This window comes from Elongatibacter sediminis (assembly GCF_037892215.1).
GTDB classification, from domain to species: Bacteria; Pseudomonadota; Gammaproteobacteria; order Xanthomonadales; family SZUA-36; genus Elongatibacter; species Elongatibacter sediminis.
Genome location: NZ_JAZHOG010000014.1, coordinates 17,635 through 37,173, shown reverse-complemented (window position 1 = coordinate 37,173; position 19,539 = coordinate 17,635). Strand labels below are relative to the sequence as shown.

Genomic DNA, 19,539 nt, shown 5'->3' with positions numbered 1-19,539 from the left:
ATCCACAGGAGTCTCGCATGACCAAGGACATCATCAGCACCAGCGGCGCACCGGCCGCGATCGGCGCCTATTCCCAGGCGACCCGCCACGGACAGACGGTCTACCTGTCGGGCCAGATTCCACTGGATCCGGAATCCGGCGAGATGGTCGGCGACGACATCCGGGCGCAGATCCACCAGGTGCTGCGCAACCTCAGCGCCGTCTGCACCGCCGCCGGCGGTGATCTCGACCGCATCGTGAAGCTGCAGGTGTACCTGACGGACATGAATCACTTCGGCCACGTGAACGAAATCATGGCCGAGTATTTCAACGAGCCTTATCCGGCACGGGCCGCTGTCGGCGTGGCCGCTCTGCCCCGCGGCGCCCAGGTGGAAATGGATGGCGTTCTCGGCCTCTGATCCGTTCCGTGGCGGCCCGGAGATCCGGCGCCGCTGACATGCCGGCCGCCAACCCCCAGGATCTCCAGGGACTTCGTGGGGTCGGCCCGCGCCTGCTCGAAACCCTGAACCAGCGGGGGATCAGCAGCGTCTCCGACCTTTTGTTCCACCTGCCTTTCCGCTACGAGGACCGTACCCGCCTGCGTCCCATCGGCGGCCTGTACCCGGGCGCCCAGGTATTGATCCAGGGCGAGGTGGAACACAGCGCCATCGTGCGCGGGCGGCGCCCGATGCTGGTGGTCGTTATCGCGGACGGAACCGGCCGGATCACCCTGCGGTTCTTTCATTTCCGCAATGCCCAGCGGCAACAGTTCTCAACCGGATCGGCCGTGCGCTGTTTCGGCGAGGTGCGTGCCGGATACCGTGGCCTGGAAATGATCCACCCGAGTTACCAGCGCATCGTGGAAGGCCGCGACGAGCCGGTGCCCGACCGTCTCACCCCGGTTTATCCGTCCACCGAGGGATTGGCACAGGCGACCTGGATCAAGCTGACCGACCAGGCACTGGCGCGACTGCAGGCCGGCGAAATCGGGCTGGAGGAACTGGTCCCGTCCGAATTGTTGCGCAATCTCAAGCTACCCTCCCTGACCGAAGCCGTGCGCTATATCCATCGCCCACCCGCCAATGCGGACGTCGAGGCCCTGGTCGAACGCCGGCACCCCGCCCAGCAACGTCTGGCCGTTGAGGAACTGCTGGCCCACAACCTCAGCATGCAGTGGCTGCACCAGCGCCAGCGACGTCAAAGCGCGCCGGTGCTCGACCACGCGGCTGACCTGGAAGGCCAGTTCCTCGCCGCGCTGCCTTTCACGCTCACCGGCGCCCAGCAACGGGTGGTGGGCGAAATTCACTCCGACCTCGGGCGCGGTCATCCCATGCAGCGCCTGCTGCAGGGCGACGTTGGCTCGGGCAAGACCGTGGTCGCCGCCATGGCTGTGCTGCGCGCGGTAGGCAATGGCTGGCAGGCGGCCATCATGGCGCCAACCGAACTGCTCGCCGAACAGCACCTGCGCAGCTTCCAGGTCTGGCTGGAGCCGCTGGGCATCGAGCCGGTCTGGCTGAGCGGCAAGGTGAAGGGCAAGGCGCGGCAGGCCGTGCTCGAGCGCATTGCCGGCGGCGATCCGGTCGTCATCGGCACCCATGCGCTGATGCAGGAAGGGGTGCAGTTCCGCAAGCTGGGCCTGGCGGTGGTCGACGAGCAGCACCGCTTCGGCGTGCACCAGCGGCTCGCGCTGCTGGACAAGGCCTCGGCCTCCGACGAGCAGGCGCACCAGTTGATCATGACCGCCACACCGATTCCCCGCACCCTGGCCATGACCGCCTACGCGGGACTGGAAACCTCGGTGATCGACGAATTGCCGCCTGGCCGCAAGCCGGTCACCACGGTAGCCATCTCGACCGAGCGCCGTGGCGAAGTGGTCGAGCGCGTTGCCGCCGCCTGCGGCGAGGGCCGGCAGGCTTACTGGGTATGCACCCTGATCGAGGAATCCGACGCCATCCAGGCCCAGGCCGCCGAGGAAGTGGCCGGCGCGCTGCGGGAGTCTCTCGACGGCGTGCGGATCGGCCTGGTGCACGGCCGCCTGAAGCCGGCGGAGAAGCAGCAGGTCATGCAGGATTTCGCCGGGGGCGACATCGAATTGCTGGTCGCGACCACGGTGATCGAGGTGGGCGTGGACGTGCCGAACGCGTCGTTGATGATCATCGAAAACGCCGAGCGGCTGGGACTGGCGCAACTGCACCAGTTGCGGGGCCGGGTTGGACGCGGCAGCCAGCAGGCCTCCTGCGTGCTGCTGTTCGATCCGTCCGCCGGACAGTTGGCGCGCGAGCGGCTCAACATCCTGCGCCAGACCACAGACGGATTCCGCATCGCGGAGAAGGATCTCGAACTGCGCGGTCCCGGAGAAGTTCTGGGCACGCGCCAGACCGGTCAGCTGCAGTTCCGGGTGGCGGACCTCGCCCGTGACCAGGATCTGCTCGAACGCATTCCCCCGGCCGCGGCCCACATGCTGGAGACCGATCGCGGCCGGGCGCGCAAGCTGGTCGATCGCTGGATCGGACCGGCGGAGCGCTTTGCCGGCGTCTGAAGCGCGAAATACAGGACGGAGGAACCGAAGACATGGATCAGGACTTTCCCCGGGTGGGAATCACCTTCCTCGACGGGGCATTCGCGGTGCACCGTTTCGACGCCGCCGACCCCGTGCCGGACCCGCGCACGATTGACGGAATCTGTGCCTGTTTCCGCACCCCGGAGACGACCACGCTGGTGTGTGACGAAGCGGTTGCGGTGCACGCGAGCGAATCCACCCGCGGCTGGACGGCGATGGTGGTCGATGGCCCGCTGGATTTCGCGCTCACCGGCATCCTGGCCGGGATCAGCGAGGTGCTGGCCCGGGCCGGCATCAGCATTTTCGCCTTGTCCTGCTGGGAAACCGACTATGTGCTGGTGCGCTCAGAGGCGCGGGATGATGCGGCCGCGGCGCTGCGGGACGCCGGATACCCGGTCACCAGAGCCGACGGAGAGGGTTGAGACGTACGCCCGGTGACAGGCCCGGCTACTCCAGGGTTTGCAGAAAACGGGAATGGTCATTGGCGTCATGAACCGTTTTTGCCCTGTGCTCGTACCCGGATTCTGCAGCCATTCAGGCATCCACCAGCCCGATCATCACCAGGCTTTGCAGAAAACCCAGCAAACCCGCGAAAAACACGATGGCTGTAAATCCATCAAACCGCCTGCTCTTGTATCTCGTGCCAATCGCGAACAGGATCATGTACACCGTCAGGGTAAAAAACTGGCCCACGTTTAGCTCACTGCCCAGGGCCTGTTGTTCGAGCAGCCCGTCCAGGGCATCGGTGATGACCAGACCCAGGCCAACGGCATAGAAACGAACCCGGTTGTCTTCAAAATGCTGGTGAAAATTGGTTACTTCACCGCCTCGCACGGGGTAAAGCAATCCACTCATCAGGTAGATGAACATCGAGTACAGAATCAAGTTGAAAAAATGCCACAGGCTGAATGTGGACACCTCCGACAAGGCGAAATTGCCCACCCACACCAGGGAGGTGAAGAAGAGCATGTTGACCGTCCAAAGCATGTGCACCCAGTACACGCGTGTCGAAACGCGCCGATCGAGGATTAAGGACAAACCACCCAGTAAATGCACGACGGCCAGACCGAGGATCACTGATATGAAAACCGAGACGTGTTCAAAAATACTCATGAAAATTGGCTGTCCTGCGAGTCAATCCGACCTTGAAGTCTCACACATCCACCTGCTGAACGCTCATGCCGCCAGCAATACTAAATTCCAGGCACCGTTCACGTAAGCTTTTCGGGACATTTTTCCAGCCCCCAGGCAAGCATAAATCAAACGTCAGGTAGCCGAACTGAGTCAGCGCCAGGCCGTGAGATCCTGCCCCGGCAAAGCCTCGAGCCGGCGGCGGCTTCCCGCTGGTGCTGTCCCAGCCGGGCGCGTACGTACTGACCGGCAACCTGGACAACCCCTCCGAGAACACCATTGCAATCGAAATCACGGCCGAGCGGGTTCACCTCGACCTCAACGGCTTCCGCATCAAGGGCACCAACGTCTGCGGCGAAGACACCACCTGCCCATGAAAAGAAACCTGACTTTCGGGAGCAAGGTAATGAGAACGGGATATACGTACATGACCGTGGCTGCGTGCGCGGCGCTTGCCGCCGGCCCGGTGTCGGCCCAGGTCGAATCCGTGCAGGTCTCCGCGGACATCACCCTCGCGCTGGCCTCGGTCACGACGGCCGATCACGACCCCGCGCGGGACAACCTGGCGGGCAACGTAACGCTGCAGGACATTGGCACCATTCCCGCCGCGGCGGACCTCACGCTCTACCACGTTCTGGGCAACGGCGACCGCCTGCTGGGATTCGATACCACCGTCGAACTGCCGGGCGCCGTCCGGGCGAGCCCGTCGGATGTCGTGCGTTATGACGGCAACGCCTACAGCCTGGAATGGGACGGTTCGGCCGCCGGTGTGCCGTCTGGCGCACGGCTCGACGCCCTCAGTGTCGATGGCGCCGGCAAGCTGTTGCTCTCGTTCGACATTGCCGTGGCGCTGCCGGGCTTGACGGTCATGGACGAAGACGTCGTCCTCGTCGACGGGGCCAGCTACCTGATGTTCTTCGACGGTTCCCTTGATCTCGTGCCGGAAGCCGCGAATCTGGACGCGCTGCATTTCGCGCCCGACAGCGGCAGCATCTACGTTTCGTTCGATATCGCCGGCGAGGTCGGCGGCATGGTATTCAGCGACGAGGACCTGCTGCAACTCGATGCGCCCGGCGGAACCTGGGCTATGGCGTACGACGGTTCGGACCAGCATGCCGCCTGGAACCCCGGCGACCTCGACGCGGCCTTCGTCGCGTTCGTCTCCGGGTTCATCTTCGCCGACGGATTCGAGGACCTCTAGGCCGCGGATCCCAAGCCGGACCCGCCACCGACACCTGGCGCGGAAGCCAAAGGTCAAACCCCGCTACTCCAGGGTTCCTATCACCTGCAGCACGGCTGACCGCGCATGGTCCAGGGATTCACGCAGTTCGGCCTCCGCGGTCACGGCTTCGGGGGTGTGTTTTCCGCCCGCGCCGACATCGTCCACGGATTCGAAATGGGCCAGCCAGTCCGTGTGCAGCCGCGTACCCGCCGATGCCGCCGGTTCGGGCATCAGGCTCATCAGGTCCCTGCTGAGCGCGGCGTTGCCGTAACCCGACAGGTGCAGTTCCGCGCGGGTTAACCGATCCGCCGCCAGGGAATCTCGGAAATAGAAGCGGGCATCGACCACCTGCTGCAGGGTACCCAGCGCCTCGAGCACGCGGAAGGCCGCGTGCCGGATATTGCGCTGTTCCTCGCTGGTTTCGTTGCGCCAGGTGTTGTAGGCGAGTGCGGTGACGGCGATCAGCAGGCTGATCAGGGCCACTGAATTGCGCCGGAACTGTTCGGCGAGGGTTTCGACCGGCCCGGTGTTCCGTTCGGCTGCGGACTTCCGCGACCGTTCGGATCGAGTCGCCGGATTCAACGCATCGCCAGGCTCGTTTCGCTGATCATCGTGAGACATGCTTGGATATCTTCACCCATGCGGGCTTCCAGCGCCAGAAATTCCGGCGTCTGGCGCAGGGGCTCGAGGCGCCAGTCCATTTCCAGCAGCCAGAGTTCGCGGAATCCACGATCGTAGGCGGCAGTGAGCTCCCGCAGGGCCGCATCCGGATCGTCGCGCAAGGCCAGCAACGCCGCCTGGCTGTAGTGTAAATCCGCATCATCGACGCCGTTGATGCGGGCCCGGCTCAGCTTGCGCTCCACTTCAGCGAGCCAGGCAGCGGCCGCGGCGGCATCACCGTTGCGTTGCGCGATCATGGCCAGCAGGGTCAGCGCCAGCACGGTATCGCCCTCGTGCGCGACTTCATCCTCCGTGTCCACCGCGGCAGCGAGGCGACGCCTGGCTTCGAGGTCGTCACCGCGCGCCAGCGCCAGCATGCCGAAACGCAGGTTGAACACGCGTTGCAAGCCGGTTGGCAGATCATCACCCGCGCGCTGCATGGCCTCGCGCACCAGCCGTTCGGCATCTTCCAGCCGCCCGGCCACCACCAGGGTCAGCCAGCGCGTGTCCAGCAGACCGTAGTTCTGACTGTTGCTCTCGAGAGCCTCGGTCAGCAGCGCATCGGCCTGGTCGACCTCGCCCAAAGTGAGCCACAGTTTGGCCATGGTGGCGACCTGGGTGGGATCGGCGGGTTCCAGCACCAGCGCGCGGCGCGCCAGTTGCCAGCCTTCGAACAGGGCGCCGCTGTAAAACTCGTGCTGGGCCAGCGAACGCAACAGCATGGTGGAGTCCGGCCGGACTTCGACCAGGTTTTCGAGCAGAGTACGCCCGGCTTCCACATCGCCCCGGGTCCGCAGATTGTGCGCGAGGTTGACGGCCATCACCTCGTTCAGGGGATCGATGGCCAGGGCCTGTTCCAGCACCCGTCGCTGCTCCGGCAGGCGTCCCTGGTCCCCCAGCGTGTTCGACAGCCACAGGTGCGCGGGAATGTAGTCCTCGTTGATTTCGATGGCGCGCCGCAGCGCCGACTCGGCGGAATCGTTTTGCCCGATCTGCTGACGTGCCAGTCCCAGTGCCGCGTAGGCTTCCGCCGATGCCGGATCGATGGCCAGTGCCTTTTCGATCATCGGCATGGACTTTTCGATCGCGCGCACCGGGTTCAGGTTGCCGTACAGCGACAGCAGCAGCCAGGTATCCGCCATGGCGGCATAGGCCGGCGCGAAGCCGGCGTCCTGCTCCAGGGCTTCGGCGAAATAGCCGATGGCGCGCTCGAGTTCGGCCGGCGTTCGCCGCCACCAGTGCAGGCGGCCGGTGCGGTAGGCGTTGGCCGCGGCCAGGCTGTCGGTTTTGCCCGCGGAGCGGCGTTCGAGACCCGCGAAGGAGTCGACCAGGGACTTGGCGATGCTGCTGGCCACTTCATCCTGGATGGCGAACAGGTCGTCGAGCTCACGGTCGTAGGAATGCGACCAGATGTGGTAGCCGTCCTCGACGTTGATCAACTGCGCGGTCAGGCGAATCCGGTTGCCCGCGGTGCGCACGCTGCCCTCCAGCACGGTGCGCACATTCAGGGCGCGGCCGATTTCACGGATATCGGTCTGCCGGTCGCGAAACGCGAACGACGAGGTGCGGGCGGCCACGTGCAGACCCTCCACCTGGGCCAGCAGGTTGAGAATTTCCTCGGCCACGCCATCGGAAACATAGGCCTGGTCGCCTGCGGCCGAGAGATCGGCGAACGGCAGCACGGCGATCGAGTTCTGCGGCGCGGAGAAACTGCGCACCGCGGCCGCTTCCGCCCCAGCCGGCAGCAGCGGCTCGGCGAAAACGCCTGAGTAATACACGTAGAACACGTATCCCAGACCCGCGGTCAGTAGCAGCATGGAGCCGAACAGCAGGCCGGACTGGCGGCGGCTGAGTATTCCGGCCCGGGTCGCCCGGCGAATGCCGCCGCTGGTCAAATCGAAGTGCCAGGCGAGCAGGAATACGACCGGGAAGCCCAGAATCAGAAGGATCACCACCAGGGTCGGCAGCCAGTCGGGCAATCGCAACGGCTCGACCGCGGCATCCATCAACTGGAGCAACACGAAGACCGCGACTGCATAGCCACCCAGCGTGCGCAGCACCCGACGCCGCGTCAACTCGGCCAGGGTCGCCGACAGAAATGAGTGTTGCTGTCTCATGCTGCTCCAGAAATACCGCCCCGTCTGGGGGTCGGCTTACTCTATCCACATCCCGTGCCAAAATGGATTGAGCCGGTGACCTTCGTGCGAATCCGGCCCGGGGCCACGTGCAATCGGCGGCGTTACGTTACATAGACGCGCAAAACCCCGATTTGGTTTCTGGTGAATCCGCCAATTGGCATTCGGCCGGACACGTTTTCCTGTCCGCCGGACGCTTTCAGTTGGGCCTGGCGCGCAGGCATTGGCGGATTTCACCACCCACCCCGCCCCGCCCCGGCAGAACGCAGGAGGGCCGACGCCTGCCGACGATGCCGATTACAGGGCCTCGTCGCCCTCTTCGCCGGTGCGAATACGCACCGCGCGCTCCAGCGGCTGCACGAAGATCTTGCCGTCGCCGATGCGGCCGGAAGCTGCGGCATCGGCAATGGCCTCGACCACGGCATCGGCCCGGTCATCCGGCACGGCGACCTCGAGTTTGAGTTTGGGCAGAAAGTCGACCACGTACTCCGCGCCCCGGTACAACTCGGTATGGCCTTTCTGGCGACCGAACCCGCGCACCTCGGTCACCGTCATGCCTTTGAGGCCCGTCTCGGCGATGGCATCCCGAACGTCGTCGAGTTTGAACGGTTTGATGATGGCGATGATCATTTTCATGCGTGGATATCCTGTCGGTTTGCTGTCGCCGGGGTTCGCCCGATTGGCGCCGCATCCCGGGCCCTGTCCCGGGCCACGCGGCTGACTCTGGAACGCACGACTTTAATGTGCGCATAATGGCGCCGCAACCGGATTCACCCCCGAGGAACGTAATGATGATCGACATGCGACTGGTCGACGACCTCAGCCGCAAGCTCAGCGAAGCCCTGCCGCCCGGCTTCACGCAGATCCGAACCGAAGCCGAAGAACAGTTCCGGCTTGTGCTGGCGCGCGCTTTCGAGCGCATGAACCTGGTCACGCGCGAGGAGTTCGACGCGCAGAAGGCGGTACTGGCCCGCACCCGCGAGAAACTCGAAACGCTGCAGCAGCAGATCGCCGATCTCGAGCGCGGCTGAGCCGCCTAGCGCGGCGGGCCGAGCGACATCTCGAAATTGCACCCTCTTGCGTTGGCGGAGCCGCGCCCGACGGCTGCTGCGATCGGCCAACTCCCAGCTCCCGCGCCCGGATCGGGCGTTTTTCCTACACCCCATGAAGCCATCCTCCGACGGCCGGACAGCCTACGCCACGGCACACTGATACCTCCCGCCGCCAGCGCGGAATCGAGGAGGCCCGATGAATCTCGCCCAGGTATATTCGCGCGGCAGCCGTGGTGTCGACGCGCCGGAAGTGGTGGTCGAAGTCCACATCGGGCACGGCTTGCCATCGGTCACGCTGGTCGGCCTGCCCGCGACGGCGGTGCGCGAGTCGCGCGACCGGGTCAAGGCGGCCATCCTGAATTCGGGGTTCGAATTCACCCAGTGGAAAGTCACCGTCTCGCTGGCGCCCGCCGATCTGCCCAAGGAAGGCAGCCGTTTCGACCTGCCGATCGCGCTCGGCATCCTGGCCGCGAGTGGCCAGGTACCGGCCGAGCGCATGGACGGGGTGGAATTCATCGGCGAGCTTTCCCTGAGTGGCGCGGTCAAGCCGGTGCGCGGCGTGCTGCCCGCCGCAATGCGGGCAGGATGTGACGGGCGCGTACTGATCATTCCAGAAGGCAACAGCGCCGAGGCGGCGCTGGCCGAAGGCACCCGGGCACATGGCGCGGCCTGCCTGTCCGACGTGGCCGCCTGGCTGCACGGCAAGGGTGATCTCGAACCGGTGCGGCGGGTGGAGCCGGTTAACGACTACCCGCACGCCGACCTGTCCGACGTGGTCGGTCAGCCGCGGGCGCGGCGCGCTCTCGAAGTCGCCGCCGCCGGCGGCCACAATCTCCTCTTCACGGGCAGTCCCGGCACCGGCAAGACCCTGCTGGCCTCGCGCCTGCCGGGCATCCTGCCGATCATGGACGATGCCGAGGCTCTGGAAGTCGCCGCCGTCTCGTCACTGAGCCTGGGCGGAGTCGACCTCCGGCACTGGCGGATGCGGCCGTTCCGCGCGCCCCACCATACGGCCAGCGCCGCCGCCCTGGTCGGCGGCGGCACCCGGCCCCGCCCCGGTGAAATTTCCCTGGCACATCACGGCGTGCTGTTTCTCGACGAACTGCCGGAATTCAGCCGGCACGTGCTGGAGGTGCTGCGCGAACCGATGGAGTCCGGCAAAATCGCGATCAGCCGCGCCAACGCCCGCGAAGTCTTTCCGGCCTCGTTCCAACTCGTCGCCGCCATGAATCCCTGCCCCTGCGGCCACGCCGGCGACGCCAGCGGACGCTGCCACTGCACCGGCGAGCAGATCGACCGTTACCGGGCGCGCATCTCCGGACCGCTGCTGGACCGCATCGACCTGCAGGTGGAGGTGCCGCGCCCGGAGGCCTTTCTGGCGGAATGCGAAAGCGCGACACCGGAACCCAGCGCACCGGTGCGTGAACGGGTGATCGCAGCGCGGGCGCTGCAGCAGGAACGCGCGGGACGGCTCAACGCCCGCCTCGACTTCGACGACCTGAAGCGCCACTGCCAGTTGCAACCGGACTCGAAAAACCTGCTGGCGGCCGCAGCCGAAAAGCAAACCCTCTCGCCCCGCGCCTGCCACCGCATCCTCAAGGTCGCCCGCACGCTGGCGGATTTGGATAAAGCCGAGCACATCGACGTGCCGCACCTGGCGGAGGCAATCTCGTACCGAAGCGCCGCGGCGCATTCGCAACCGCAGTACGGCGCCTGATCAGTGTCGAAGCTGGCGAAATGAGGCTGCCGATGATACGTTATACGTACTATGTATCAGTGGCCGGCGGTCGATGATCCGGACATTTCGCGACCGGCGGACCGAGCGATTTTTCGCGGGGCACCGCGTGAAAGCCTTCGAGGGATTCGCACGCCAGGCAGCGAGACGACTCGCGGTGCTTCATGCCGCCGCGAGTCTGGACGATCTGGCGAAGCTGAGAAGTAATCGTTTCGAATACTTGTCCGGGGACAGGGCAGGCCAATGCAGCATTCGCATTAACCGCCAGTGGCGAATCTGCTTTCGATCGGAAGCCGACGGACCTCACGATGTTCAGATCGTGGATTACCATTAGTGGAGGTAGACAGGATGACCATGACGAATCGCATGCAGCCGGTCCATCCCGGCGAAATCCTGCGCGAAGAGCTGGAGACACTGGGAATGTCCGCCCGATCCCTGGCCCTGGCACTGGATGTCCCGGCAAACCGTATCACTGCGATACTGAACCGTCAGCGCAGCATAACCGCCGATACGGCGCTGCGTCTGTCCCGCTACCTGGGAACCACCGCCGAATTCTGGCTGAGCCTCCAGAATAACCATGATCTGAGGGTGGCCGAAATTGAATCGGGGGAGCGTATCGCGCAAACGGTGGAGCCTCGAAACGAAGCCGCCTGATAGGCTCCCTTTCCCACTGAGGTGTTTAGTTAAGTGGGTTAATTGGGGTCGGGCCAGCCCATGGGCGTGTAATAGCCTGAAATAAAAAGATTCTTACAAACATCAACAGGATAATCGTCCCTTAGAACAGCCATTTGGGCATCAGAATCATGCTTTTAAGACTTGCATGCCCAGAGCCAAGCGAAATTAGAACCCAGGCGGTGCCGGGCAGGTCCCTCAGAAGTCCAACCAGCACACGGAGCGCCAGGGTGATTTCCGGGAAGGCCGCTATTTCGCCACCGCGGTGTCGATGGTTCGGGCCGGCGTGGTCCGGCACCCGGACCGTGGAACAACGGCGGATATCTGGAAATTCAGACGCCGCCAACGCGCTACCGAATCATCGATGTTGGAGCTTTATGCCTTCTGACCGGTTTCGCTACAGCAGAAACGCTCAGGCGCCACCACCGGAGGTGGATTTTGGAAGCGCTCAGATCCAGAGCGCTCGAGCGTCAACCCAAATCGACAGAGGGCGTAGCGGTTCCGGATTCCTTTAAAGCACGGTTTTGCTCAAAAGAACTTGCCACCTAAGAGCACAAACCCAACCCCACAATAATGGAATACTGCATTAACTCAGTTAGTTATGACGCATTTTCTTGGCCCGACCCCATCCAGCCACCCATCCAGACCATAGACGACCCGGCCTCGACGATCCACTGACAGGCGTTTGGTGGCGATCGGCGGACGGGTGATGTAACGGCACAGACGCTCCAGCTTTGATCGCTGATGGGCTTCACTCACGGTCGCAGCATGCAGCGAGAAACCGGCCACCTGGGCCAGCAATCCTGGGCGTGTTTGGTTTTGCAGCGGCCGATGGAATGAGCGAACCGCCCTATGCGCTTATCCAGGTAACGACGAAGAATATTTTTCTCCGCAGGTGAGAGATTTCGCTCCCTTCGCGCACTACTAAGACGAGGGAAGCTGTACGCCAGCGAGGACCAAAGTACTTTCGCGCTAGCAGGATCCTAGCCGCCCGCAATGGGCGAAGCACACAGGATGCGTCAGGCCAACCAGCACTTCGCGCACCAGAGATGGGCTGCGATTGATGGCTTATCCGGATTCTGTGATGCCAATGCCAACCAACTCCAGTGCTTTACTTCACGGCCATACTACGGGTCCGAAATCGCGCTGTGCTCCGAATCTGAACAGCCCGAATAAGGTTCGTCGACTCGTTCGCTGGCGGCAGTTATCGCTTCCGGTGCTCTTTGCCCAGTTAGCCGCGTGTACTGCCATCCCTCTGGAGAAAGATGAGCATTCCTGGCGTTACTTGTGTGCAGGCATCTGCGTTTTCGAAGTTCCGGCAAAACCTACAGGCGGCACCAGTGTCGTTTCTGCCAGCGCGTTTGGTCTGATGGCAACGGATGCACCCGGTTTCAACGCAAGTATTGGCTATTCAACGATCTTGGCGACCTATTTCTCGCATCCCGTCCCGGCTCAACTGGTCGAGGTCAGCAAGACACCGGAATCGGGGCTACGTTTTCAAGTGCATATCCAGAATGCAACAGGGGAGGAAAGCAAATGAGCATGAAGATTCTGGGCGTCGCGGCGCTCGCGCTAACCGTGTCTGCGTGCACGAGTACCAGCGGCTTTTCCGTCGTTACGGTTACCGGAACCACCCTCGGACTGTCCGTGGGACAAAACGCTCAAGGCACGGGTGTCGACACGGTATTGGGGTACAAACGAGCGGAGTACGCCTTCGTGCCCACCAACCGCAGCTCGGGGCCTGGCCAACCCCACCATGGAGACGGCGCTGCAGACTCACCTAACGTTCTTATGGAGCTTTACTACGGCGGCACTGCCAATTCAACCATTTACCAACGCTTGGCCATTGGAGACAAGGCGGTCGAGCAAGGCGGAGCCACCGCGCTGTTCATCCGAGACAAGGATGGGAGCGTGGATGCGAAGACAGCGGCCGCGGTGAAAGCTATCGAGAACCTGGATGACGACTTCAGCGACAACTAGGCGGCTTGCACTGAACCAGCTTTGCTTTTCACATCATGCGATGCCTGGTCTGCAAGGGCGCCACGTATCGCTGAACATTGCCGAGGTGATGAGTCATGGCAGACGTTGAGCTGAAGAAGATTGACATGAGCGAGACAAGCGACCTGGAGCAGGATGTCCAGAGTATCGTGGACGCTGGTGCGCAAACCGGATATGAACTGCGATCGACCTTCACCGTCGAGCACTTTCTCGTGCTTGTGTTCCTCAAGGAAGGCTGATCCCTGAGCCGCACCAACCCGAAGACAACGCCGAGGAGACCGCGATGCCCACATTATCTAGTCACTATCAACGCCGCATCGAACGGTTTGTGCGCATTCAGAGACGTTCGAAACCGAACGCGGTGAGAGTGCTCGCTGAAGGTGATTCATGGTTTACCCATGGCCACCTGATGTGGAGCAGTAAGTCGCTGATCGGCAAGCTGAACGACTATGCCACCGTGAACATCGTCACGGTCGCCAATCCGGGGGCCGAACTGGAGGAGATGGTTAGCGCGCGCAATCGGGACTGGGGATTGGGTACAAATCCGGACTGGCTCGGTCGAGAGCAGTATGACGTCGTTCTGTTCAGTGGCGGCGGGAATGACATCGTGGGCTCCGAGTTGAAACGATACCTTCACCCAGGTGGCGGAACCAGGGAGGGAATCCAGCTGGTCAACAGGACTGCGCTGAACAGGACGCTCGACCGGATGCGAAACCAGTATCGTACGTTGAGAGGGACCGTCGACCACTTTGTGGGAGCTGCGGGACGATCGGTACCAATAATCACCCATGGCTATGACTATGCGTTTCCGTCGGGCGAAGGACTTTCCCTGATCGGTGGTTTGATTACTGCAGGGCCTTGGATACTACCCAGCTTCAAAAAGAAGGAAATCGATGACCTTGACGACCAGGTTCTGATCGTCAATTTCCTGGTCGACCAATTCAATGAAATGCTGGCCGACCTGGCGTCCGACGACGCTGCTGGCATCCAAGACTTCCATCATATGGACCTGAGGGGCACGCTAGCCAGGGAAGACTGGGCGGACGAGCTACATCCCACCTCGGGAGGACGTGACAAGCTGGCCGCGGTGATCAGGCGTCAAATAGTCACAAACGTGTAATTGGCTGAGGAAGCCCATCAAGGAGCCTACATCCGAACATGACGCGTGAATACCAAAAAATAACGCCCGCCACCGGTCAGCAGTCACATGCCAACCAGCAACTTCAGCAACAGCTGCAAGTCGCTGAACAAAGAAGAAGAGCTCAACTGGAAGAGGAGTTTTTCAATACTGAAGAATTCGAAAGGCGCCTTCTTGAAGTCGTGCACCTAGCCAGCTCCCGAGATCTCAATGACAAGGTCGCAGAGGCAATTAGGGAGCGACTCGACAGGCTGGAGAAAGATCCGAATATCGTCAATCAACATGCTGAAGGGCCATTTACATACGACGACGCTGTGCTGGCAACAAGCAAGTATTACCACGACCAAGGAATTCGAGCTGGAGTTCAAGGTGGCAACCTGGCCAAGTGGATAGCTACCGGAGTCGCTGCCTTACTCAACAGGGATGAACGCGACTTCATTCATCTTGCGGGACGAACGCCAACTGGCCCTGTCGTTCTCGACGACAAACCAGAACATAGGATTGCAGTGATAGGCGATGCCGGATTTCGATGCAAGGCGCAACAGCGCGTGGTCGAGTTAATGAAGGCGCAGACAACTGAGGAGACAACCTACGATTACGTAATACACCTGGGTGACACCTACTTTGCTGGAAGCGCAGGCGAGATGCTTGTCAACCTCCTAAGCGCCATCTTCGAAATGCCCGCTTCGAGGCGTGCAGCCTTAGCAGGGAATCATGACCTATACTTTGGTCCGGAACCCTTCATGCACGCATTGACGATATTGCAGCAACCAGGCCGCTACTTTTGCATAGAAGCGGGCGCGTGGAGGATAGCCTGCCTTGATACGTCTCTCGCCTCTGCCACGGTCCTGCGTGAGAAGGGATCACTTGATAGTCAACAAGTGAATTGGCTCTCAAAACTCGCCAACTCTGTTCAAGGCCGTCGTCTCATCCTCATGGGCCATCACCCACCAATATCTGCCCATGGCGAGGCATCTGAAGACTTAGTCGAGCAAATTGGTCAATCGGTTTTGCGAAAAACTGCAGCCTGGTACTGGGGCCATGAGCACCGATGCATAGCATACAAGCCATCGCCAGACGGCTGGGTCGGATCGCTCGTGGGTAACGGTGTGTTTCAGGAAGCCAGGGGTGGTGAGCCCATTGATGAAGAGATTGAATGGGAAGCACAAGGCACGTGTACCTGCTACGGGAGCGAGCGGGGAGGGGTGTCCGATTTGCCACATGGGTACATGGAGCTTGTCATTGGCCCCAATTCCTTACAAGAGCGATACATCCTCGAGAACGACGAGCGACATACAAGGAATATAGAACTTCAGCAGTAGGTATCCCGGGAATGTACACGCCTACGCCTAGCCGCGCCGTCCAACATCGAAGGTGTGAACCACAGTCCGCTTTTCGTCAGAATGTCGTGTGTGTTTTTTCGACTTTCTTCCAGGCTCCAATCACCCTAGCTAGCAATCCTTCAATTCCGATATCGCCCCAAGGAAACCTTTGAACAGTCAACGGTTTCGATCAGTGGCTGGACGTCATTCCTGAACTTGACCTGTGCTCGGAAAATAGACGCGACTGAGTCTTGGAATTGTCTTATGGCTCCCGAAAATGTCACTGGACCGATCGATAGCAACGCATAGACCTATCGACGAACCTTGTTTCCCGAGGCGAAAGCTGGTGGCGTTACAATCTCGGGCAAAGGGTTAATTGGGGTCGGGCCAGCCCATGGGCGTGTAATAACCTGAAATAAAAAGATTCTTACAAAGATCAACAGGATAATCGTCCCTTAGAACAGCCATTTGGGCATCAGAATCATGCTTTTGAGACTTGCATGCCCAGAGCCAAGCGAAATTAGAACCCAGGCGGTGCCGGGCAGGTCCCTCAGAAGTCCAACCAGCACACGGAGCGCTAGGGTGATTTCAGGGAAGGCCGCTATTTCGCCACTGCGGTGTCGATGGTTCGGGCCGGCGTGGTCCGACACCCGGACCGTGGAACGACGGCGGATATCTGGAGATTCAGACGCCGCCAACGCGCTACCGAATCATCGATGTTGGAGCTTTATGCCTTCTGACCGGTTTCGCTACAGCAGAAACACTCAGGCGCCACCACCGGAGGTGGATTTCGGAAGCGCTCAGATCCAGGGCGATCGAGCGTCAACCCAAATCGACAGAGGGCGTAGCGGTTCCGGATTCCTTTAAAGCACGGTTTTGCTCAAAAGAACTTGCCACCTAAGAGCACAAACCCAACCCCACAATAATGGAATACTGCATTAACTCAGTTAGTTATGACGCATTTTCTTGGCCCGACCCCATCCAGCCCATAGACTGGAGAGCAGCGAAAAAACGGAAATCACTCTTATCTCAACCGTCCGAAGAAACGGGGCCTAACCCAACACGACGGGTTAACATAAGTATCGTTTGCCTCTGGGCTTCAAATTAGGGGTGATTCATGCGCATTCCGGTAGAACATTCGTTATCGGGAAACTTTTGGCTCGCAACAAATGAAGGGCGGAAAGTGCCGGGCAATTTAACGGTTCGTGATGGTGGAAGCATAGAACTGGAAATTCTCGAAGCATTCAACGAGACAGGGAATGCTTTATTTGATGATCAGGAACTTCCGAGAATTTGTGGTCTGGTTGAAAAAGAAGGTTTTGTCACTCTGGAAAATTGTTTCTTCACCTCCTCCATGCACTCGTTTGGTGTGCCAGCAAAATCTGTCATCCATGTGGGTCAACTAATATGCGGGGTGGCATATGAAAAAAATGAACAAATTCTACTGAACTCGTTCTGTTTTTCAGTTGAGGGATTGGATGAGTGGATCGGTCTGTCAGGGATTAGCACTCAATATCACGAGAACTGTTCCGAGATGGACATCAAGTTTCGCCAAATTAACAAGGTCCAGTATGTACTGCCGAGCGAAATGAAGCTTGAAATAGCCTATTCGTACAATTTGCCGGGGCCGCCCTATTGGCGCGAAACCACAATAAAACAGAAAGCACATTTGGTGATCAAGTCTGAAACCCCGCGTCAATTATCGGAGTTTCAAGGCGTTGTACATCGGATAACAAACCTGTTGAGTTTGGCAATTGACGAGACTGTAGCCGTTGACGAAGCCTCTTACACGAGCGAGTCCATCACTGACGAACTAGCCAGCGGAAAGTTGATACCTCGGCAGATTAAGCTTATCTATCCAAGTATTTCTTTCTTGCAGTCACCACCACGAATCAACTTTCGATCAATGTTGTTCAGGCTTAAGAACATCAAAGACTTCAACAGAACGTTGAAAAACTGGTTTGAAGCATATGACGTTGTTTGGCCTTCATTGGGGCTTTACTTCAACTCCCGACTTCAGCCCAATAAGTACAACGAAGGTAAGTTTCTGGCACTGGCCCAAGGGGTGGAATCACTTCATCGTAGATCAGCTGACGAAACACATTTTGCCGATGCGGAATTTGATGAGCTCGTTGAAACTTTGATAGAAACCTGCCCAGACACTTATAAAGAATGGCTCAAAGGAAAAATGACCTACGCCAACGAGATTCCTCTTCGGAAAAGACTTACTAGAGTCATGAAACCATTCCAACGTCACTTTGGCAATGCCAAAAGCAGGTCAAGCCTAATCGCTAAAATCGTTGATACTCGAAATTATTTCACTCACTGGGATGAATCGCTGAAGAGCAAGGCAGCATCAAGCGGGCAACTTTACGGAATCTGCTTGAAATTAGAGGCTATGCTGCAATTGAGCTTTTTGGCAATTCTCGGATTCGATGAAGATGAGATCGATGCGATTGTTAAGAACAATCACCGTCTTTCGCAGAAGCTTCGTTTGTAATTTTCTGCTCTTCAAATATCTTTTGATACCCGGCAACAACAATGATTTCACGGTGCCACTCACTGACTTCTGAGGGATGTTCGCGCTCCCATGATTCGATGCCAGCATTTTGGATTTGCCGGAAAGCGAAGAATGCCTTACGCCCCTTGGTCTTTGAGTAACCCAAGCGCACAGCGATGTTCACAAATGTGTATTCAACTGGATTAACGCCGTAGAACTGTCGCACTTAAGTATTACGCCTTGTTGTTGGCTAAGTCTAGATTTCTTGCAACAGGCCGAAAGCGTCTAATTGGCTTGCTTCGACCATTCGGGAGGGTCGATAAGACGCCAAGTCTTGTAGGTTCCGGGCACAGGAATTACCGCCCCCTTCTCCTTCAATGCGCCCGTTCGCAAATCGTAGATGTCTGCGAGAACCGTCGGATTCCCGTAGTATGGCGGAGCCCCCCTGAACTCTCCGACCGAAGTAACCATTGCGCAGGTGTTACCCCATGTCGTACGGCGAAGCCAAAAGCCGGGCTTCTCACCGTTAGCCACATACATTTGAAACACGTTATGTTCAGAAAATTCGGACATTTTGTACCCCGAGCAGTGTAAAGCATCAACGAGAAAACCATTTTGGCGGCGTTTAGGAAGGATAAACAGCGTTTTTCGGGGCTGAGGCAGGTACTGTTTGTGCGGTGTTGTCCCAACGAGGATTGACGAATTCTGCTGAATCGGTGAAAAAGGATCTGCAAGCGCACCTGAGCGAGAGAATGGCGGGCGCTTATGGCGTGAATTTCCGGTCCAGGCCGAATGTGGCCCTGGGCGATTGCCCGTGGATCAGCTGGGAATGGAGAGTTGCGGTGAATCGGGCGATGCGCGCGCCACGCGCTAGTTTGAGCCCTGGCTCTCGAACTCGACTTGGTTCGCGTCACAGATCGAAGCAATCAATTTTCGGTGTCGACGATAGAGATTCGGCCTCCCCCCCTCCCACCGACTCCAATTCGCCGGGTCGACCCCAAGCTCATCCGCGGCCTGTTCAATCGACCACCCCATTTCATGACGTTTAGAGAGCAGGTGTTCTGCGCTTGATTTGGGCATTGGAAATGGATCGTAGCCAAGATACGACAGTATGGCTGGAATCGCTGAGATAGGTGGCTCTGTGGAGCCCTTTTCCCAATTCAACACCGTACCTGGATCGACTCCAACGTGCCTTCCAGGGCACGCTCTCTTGATGCTGCGCACTTACCACCGCCCCGATCAGCCGGGAGCAACGCCTCAGGTGATTATCTGCCTGCAGGGAGTAACCGCCTGAAGCGGGAGTTTCGCAGGTTGCGTGGGCGGTCCGAGGTTGAATTTGGTTACGCGGCGATGATGGCAATACAATGCTGCGGGTCGGATTCGGGGTCGGATACGGGGTCGAATAAAATATTGGAGTCTATTTGAATACTGGAGT

General features: G+C 59.8%; 22 protein-coding genes. 15 read left to right on the top strand and 7 right to left on the bottom strand.

Annotated features, from left to right (window positions below; translation table 11 throughout):
• The first annotated feature begins 17 nt into the window (after nt 1–17).
• Genes V3330_RS17605 through V3330_RS17595 form a run of 3 tightly spaced genes read left to right on the top strand, consistent with a single transcriptional unit; the run spans nt 18 to nt 2,961 of the window.
• Nucleotides 18–398, top strand: coding sequence for a RidA family protein (locus V3330_RS17605; protein WP_354696764.1), 381 nt, complete (start codon nt 18–20; stop codon nt 396–398).
• 38 nt (nt 399–436) lie between these two features.
• Complete coding sequence (gene recG, locus V3330_RS17600) at nt 437–2,518, top strand: ATP-dependent DNA helicase RecG (protein ID WP_354696763.1); 2,082 nt, start codon at nt 437–439, stop codon at nt 2,516–2,518.
• A gap of 32 nt (nt 2,519–2,550) precedes the next feature.
• Nucleotides 2,551–2,961: an ACT domain-containing protein gene (locus tag V3330_RS17595; protein WP_354696762.1), complete on the top strand. Its 411-nt coding sequence runs from the start codon at nt 2,551–2,553 to the stop codon at nt 2,959–2,961.
• Between the two features lie 112 nt (nt 2,962–3,073).
• Here V3330_RS17595 and V3330_RS17590 read toward each other — a convergent pair whose 3' ends face one another.
• The gene (locus tag V3330_RS17590; protein WP_354696761.1) at nt 3,074–3,652 is read right to left on the bottom strand and encodes a hypothetical protein; all 579 of its coding nucleotides are present in this window, start codon (nt 3,650–3,652) and stop codon (nt 3,074–3,076) included.
• A 233-nt stretch (nt 3,653–3,885) separates the two neighbouring features.
• Here V3330_RS17590 and V3330_RS17585 point away from each other — a divergent pair, with 233 nt between their 5' ends.
• Together V3330_RS17585 and V3330_RS17580 are read left to right on the top strand one after the other, a co-directional pair.
• Nucleotides 3,886–4,047, top strand: a complete 162-nt coding sequence (locus V3330_RS17585; protein ID WP_354696760.1) for a hypothetical protein — start codon at nt 3,886–3,888, stop codon at nt 4,045–4,047.
• 29 nt (nt 4,048–4,076) lie between these two features.
• Nucleotides 4,077–4,871: a hypothetical protein gene (locus V3330_RS17580; protein WP_354696759.1), complete on the top strand. Its 795-nt coding sequence runs from the start codon at nt 4,077–4,079 to the stop codon at nt 4,869–4,871.
• Between the two features lie 63 nt (nt 4,872–4,934).
• Here the strand turns inward: V3330_RS17580 and V3330_RS17575 are convergent, their stop codons facing one another.
• The 3 genes from V3330_RS17575 to V3330_RS17565 form a co-directional block, all read right to left on the bottom strand.
• Nucleotides 4,935–5,513 carry a hypothetical protein gene (locus V3330_RS17575; RefSeq protein ID WP_354696758.1) on the bottom strand — a complete coding sequence of 193 codons (579 nt, stop codon included), beginning with the start codon at nt 5,511–5,513 and terminating at the stop codon, nt 4,935–4,937.
• Nucleotides 5,471–7,669, bottom strand: a complete 2,199-nt coding sequence (locus V3330_RS17570) for a hypothetical protein (RefSeq protein ID WP_354696757.1) — start codon at nt 7,667–7,669, stop codon at nt 5,471–5,473. The genes V3330_RS17575 and V3330_RS17570 overlap by 43 nt, the downstream gene beginning before the upstream one ends.
• Before the next feature lie 315 nt (nt 7,670–7,984).
• The gene (locus tag V3330_RS17565; protein WP_354696756.1) at nt 7,985–8,323 is read right to left on the bottom strand and encodes a P-II family nitrogen regulator; all 339 of its coding nucleotides are present in this window, start codon (nt 8,321–8,323) and stop codon (nt 7,985–7,987) included.
• A gap of 155 nt (nt 8,324–8,478) precedes the next feature.
• Here V3330_RS17565 and V3330_RS17560 point away from each other — a divergent pair, with 155 nt between their 5' ends.
• The 4 genes from V3330_RS17560 (at nt 8,479) to V3330_RS17545 (ending at nt 11,128) form a co-directional block, all read left to right on the top strand.
• Complete coding sequence (locus tag V3330_RS17560) at nt 8,479–8,718, top strand: accessory factor UbiK family protein (protein ID WP_354696755.1); 240 nt, start codon at nt 8,479–8,481, stop codon at nt 8,716–8,718.
• Nucleotides 8,719–8,935: 217 nt separating this feature from the next.
• Nucleotides 8,936–10,456 carry a YifB family Mg chelatase-like AAA ATPase gene (locus tag V3330_RS17555; RefSeq protein WP_354696754.1) on the top strand — a complete coding sequence of 507 codons (1,521 nt, stop codon included), beginning with the start codon at nt 8,936–8,938 and terminating at the stop codon, nt 10,454–10,456.
• Between the two features lie 73 nt (nt 10,457–10,529).
• Nucleotides 10,530–10,808 carry a type II toxin-antitoxin system RelE/ParE family toxin gene (locus tag V3330_RS17550; protein ID WP_354696753.1) on the top strand — a complete coding sequence of 93 codons (279 nt, stop codon included), beginning with the start codon at nt 10,530–10,532 and terminating at the stop codon, nt 10,806–10,808.
• A 32-nt stretch (nt 10,809–10,840) separates the two neighbouring features.
• Nucleotides 10,841–11,128: a HigA family addiction module antitoxin gene (locus V3330_RS17545; protein ID WP_435791841.1), complete on the top strand. Its 288-nt coding sequence runs from the start codon at nt 10,841–10,843 to the stop codon at nt 11,126–11,128.
• Nucleotides 11,129–11,737: 609 nt separating this feature from the next.
• Here the strand turns inward: V3330_RS17545 and V3330_RS17540 are convergent.
• On the bottom strand, nt 11,738–11,935 hold the full coding sequence (locus V3330_RS17540) for a transposase (RefSeq protein WP_354696751.1): 198 nt from the start codon (nt 11,933–11,935) through the stop codon (nt 11,738–11,740).
• 295 nt (nt 11,936–12,230) lie between these two features.
• On the opposite strand from V3330_RS17540, the gene V3330_RS17535 reads away from it, so the two are divergent.
• The 6 genes from V3330_RS17535 to V3330_RS17510 all read left to right on the top strand — a co-directional run bounded on the left by V3330_RS17535 (nt 12,231) and on the right by V3330_RS17510 (nt 18,104).
• Nucleotides 12,231–12,686, top strand: coding sequence for a hypothetical protein (locus V3330_RS17535; protein ID WP_354696750.1), 456 nt, complete (start codon nt 12,231–12,233; stop codon nt 12,684–12,686).
• On the top strand, nt 12,683–13,126 hold the full coding sequence (locus tag V3330_RS17530; protein WP_354696749.1) for a hypothetical protein: 444 nt from the start codon (nt 12,683–12,685) through the stop codon (nt 13,124–13,126). The genes V3330_RS17535 and V3330_RS17530 overlap by 4 nt, the downstream gene beginning before the upstream one ends.
• A gap of 125 nt (nt 13,127–13,251) precedes the next feature.
• Nucleotides 13,252–13,383 (top strand): hypothetical protein, encoded by a 132-nt coding sequence (locus V3330_RS17525; protein WP_354696748.1) that lies wholly within the window; start codon nt 13,252–13,254, stop codon nt 13,381–13,383.
• 44 nt (nt 13,384–13,427) lie between these two features.
• Nucleotides 13,428–14,264 carry an SGNH/GDSL hydrolase family protein gene (locus V3330_RS17520; protein WP_354696747.1) on the top strand — a complete coding sequence of 279 codons (837 nt, stop codon included), beginning with the start codon at nt 13,428–13,430 and terminating at the stop codon, nt 14,262–14,264.
• Between the two features lie 38 nt (nt 14,265–14,302).
• Nucleotides 14,303–15,604 carry a metallophosphoesterase family protein gene (locus V3330_RS17515; RefSeq protein WP_354696746.1) on the top strand — a complete coding sequence of 434 codons (1,302 nt, stop codon included), beginning with the start codon at nt 14,303–14,305 and terminating at the stop codon, nt 15,602–15,604.
• Nucleotides 15,605–16,721: 1,117 nt separating this feature from the next.
• Nucleotides 16,722–18,104, top strand: a complete 1,383-nt coding sequence (locus tag V3330_RS17510; RefSeq protein ID WP_354696745.1) for an ApeA N-terminal domain 1-containing protein — start codon at nt 16,722–16,724, stop codon at nt 18,102–18,104.
• Here V3330_RS17510 and V3330_RS17505 read toward each other — a convergent pair.
• The gene (locus tag V3330_RS17505; RefSeq protein ID WP_354696744.1) at nt 18,064–18,330 is read right to left on the bottom strand and encodes a hypothetical protein; all 267 of its coding nucleotides are present in this window, start codon (nt 18,328–18,330) and stop codon (nt 18,064–18,066) included. The genes V3330_RS17510 and V3330_RS17505 overlap by 41 nt on opposite strands.
• A 644-nt stretch (nt 18,331–18,974) precedes the next feature.
• Complete coding sequence (locus tag V3330_RS17500; RefSeq protein ID WP_354696834.1) at nt 18,975–19,139, bottom strand: helix-turn-helix domain-containing protein; 165 nt, start codon at nt 19,137–19,139, stop codon at nt 18,975–18,977.
• Between the last annotated feature and the right edge of the window lie 400 nt (nt 19,140–19,539).

Excerpts from the sequence above, each read along its gene's own strand:
- V3330_RS17605 (WP_354696764.1), top strand. The coding sequence starts at position 18 with ATGACCAAGGACATCATCAGCACCAGCGGCGCACCGGCCGCGATCGGC.
- recG (WP_354696763.1), top strand. The coding sequence starts at position 437 with ATGCCGGCCGCCAACCCCCAGGATCTCCAGGGACTTCGTGGGGTCGGC.
- V3330_RS17595 (WP_354696762.1), top strand. The coding sequence starts at position 2,551 with ATGGATCAGGACTTTCCCCGGGTGGGAATCACCTTCCTCGACGGGGCA.
- V3330_RS17590 (WP_354696761.1), bottom strand. The coding sequence starts at position 3,652 with ATGAGTATTTTTGAACACGTCTCGGTTTTCATATCAGTGATCCTCGGT.
- V3330_RS17580 (WP_354696759.1), top strand. The coding sequence starts at position 4,077 with ATGAGAACGGGATATACGTACATGACCGTGGCTGCGTGCGCGGCGCTT.
- V3330_RS17575 (WP_354696758.1), bottom strand. The coding sequence starts at position 5,513 with ATGTCTCACGATGATCAGCGAAACGAGCCTGGCGATGCGTTGAATCCG.
- V3330_RS17570 (WP_354696757.1), bottom strand. The coding sequence starts at position 7,669 with ATGAGACAGCAACACTCATTTCTGTCGGCGACCCTGGCCGAGTTGACG.
- V3330_RS17565 (WP_354696756.1), bottom strand. The coding sequence starts at position 8,323 with ATGAAAATGATCATCGCCATCATCAAACCGTTCAAACTCGACGACGTT.
- V3330_RS17560 (WP_354696755.1), top strand. The coding sequence starts at position 8,479 with ATGATCGACATGCGACTGGTCGACGACCTCAGCCGCAAGCTCAGCGAA.
- V3330_RS17555 (WP_354696754.1), top strand. The coding sequence starts at position 8,936 with ATGAATCTCGCCCAGGTATATTCGCGCGGCAGCCGTGGTGTCGACGCG.
- V3330_RS17550 (WP_354696753.1), top strand. The coding sequence starts at position 10,530 with ATGATCCGGACATTTCGCGACCGGCGGACCGAGCGATTTTTCGCGGGG.
- V3330_RS17545 (WP_435791841.1), top strand. The coding sequence starts at position 10,841 with ATGCAGCCGGTCCATCCCGGCGAAATCCTGCGCGAAGAGCTGGAGACA.
- V3330_RS17535 (WP_354696750.1), top strand. The coding sequence starts at position 12,231 with ATGCCAATGCCAACCAACTCCAGTGCTTTACTTCACGGCCATACTACG.
- V3330_RS17530 (WP_354696749.1), top strand. The coding sequence starts at position 12,683 with ATGAGCATGAAGATTCTGGGCGTCGCGGCGCTCGCGCTAACCGTGTCT.
- V3330_RS17525 (WP_354696748.1), top strand. The coding sequence starts at position 13,252 with ATGAGCGAGACAAGCGACCTGGAGCAGGATGTCCAGAGTATCGTGGAC.
- V3330_RS17520 (WP_354696747.1), top strand. The coding sequence starts at position 13,428 with ATGCCCACATTATCTAGTCACTATCAACGCCGCATCGAACGGTTTGTG.
- V3330_RS17515 (WP_354696746.1), top strand. The coding sequence starts at position 14,303 with ATGACGCGTGAATACCAAAAAATAACGCCCGCCACCGGTCAGCAGTCA.
- V3330_RS17510 (WP_354696745.1), top strand. The coding sequence starts at position 16,722 with ATGCGCATTCCGGTAGAACATTCGTTATCGGGAAACTTTTGGCTCGCA.
- V3330_RS17500 (WP_354696834.1), bottom strand. The coding sequence starts at position 19,139 with ATGGGGTGGTCGATTGAACAGGCCGCGGATGAGCTTGGGGTCGACCCG.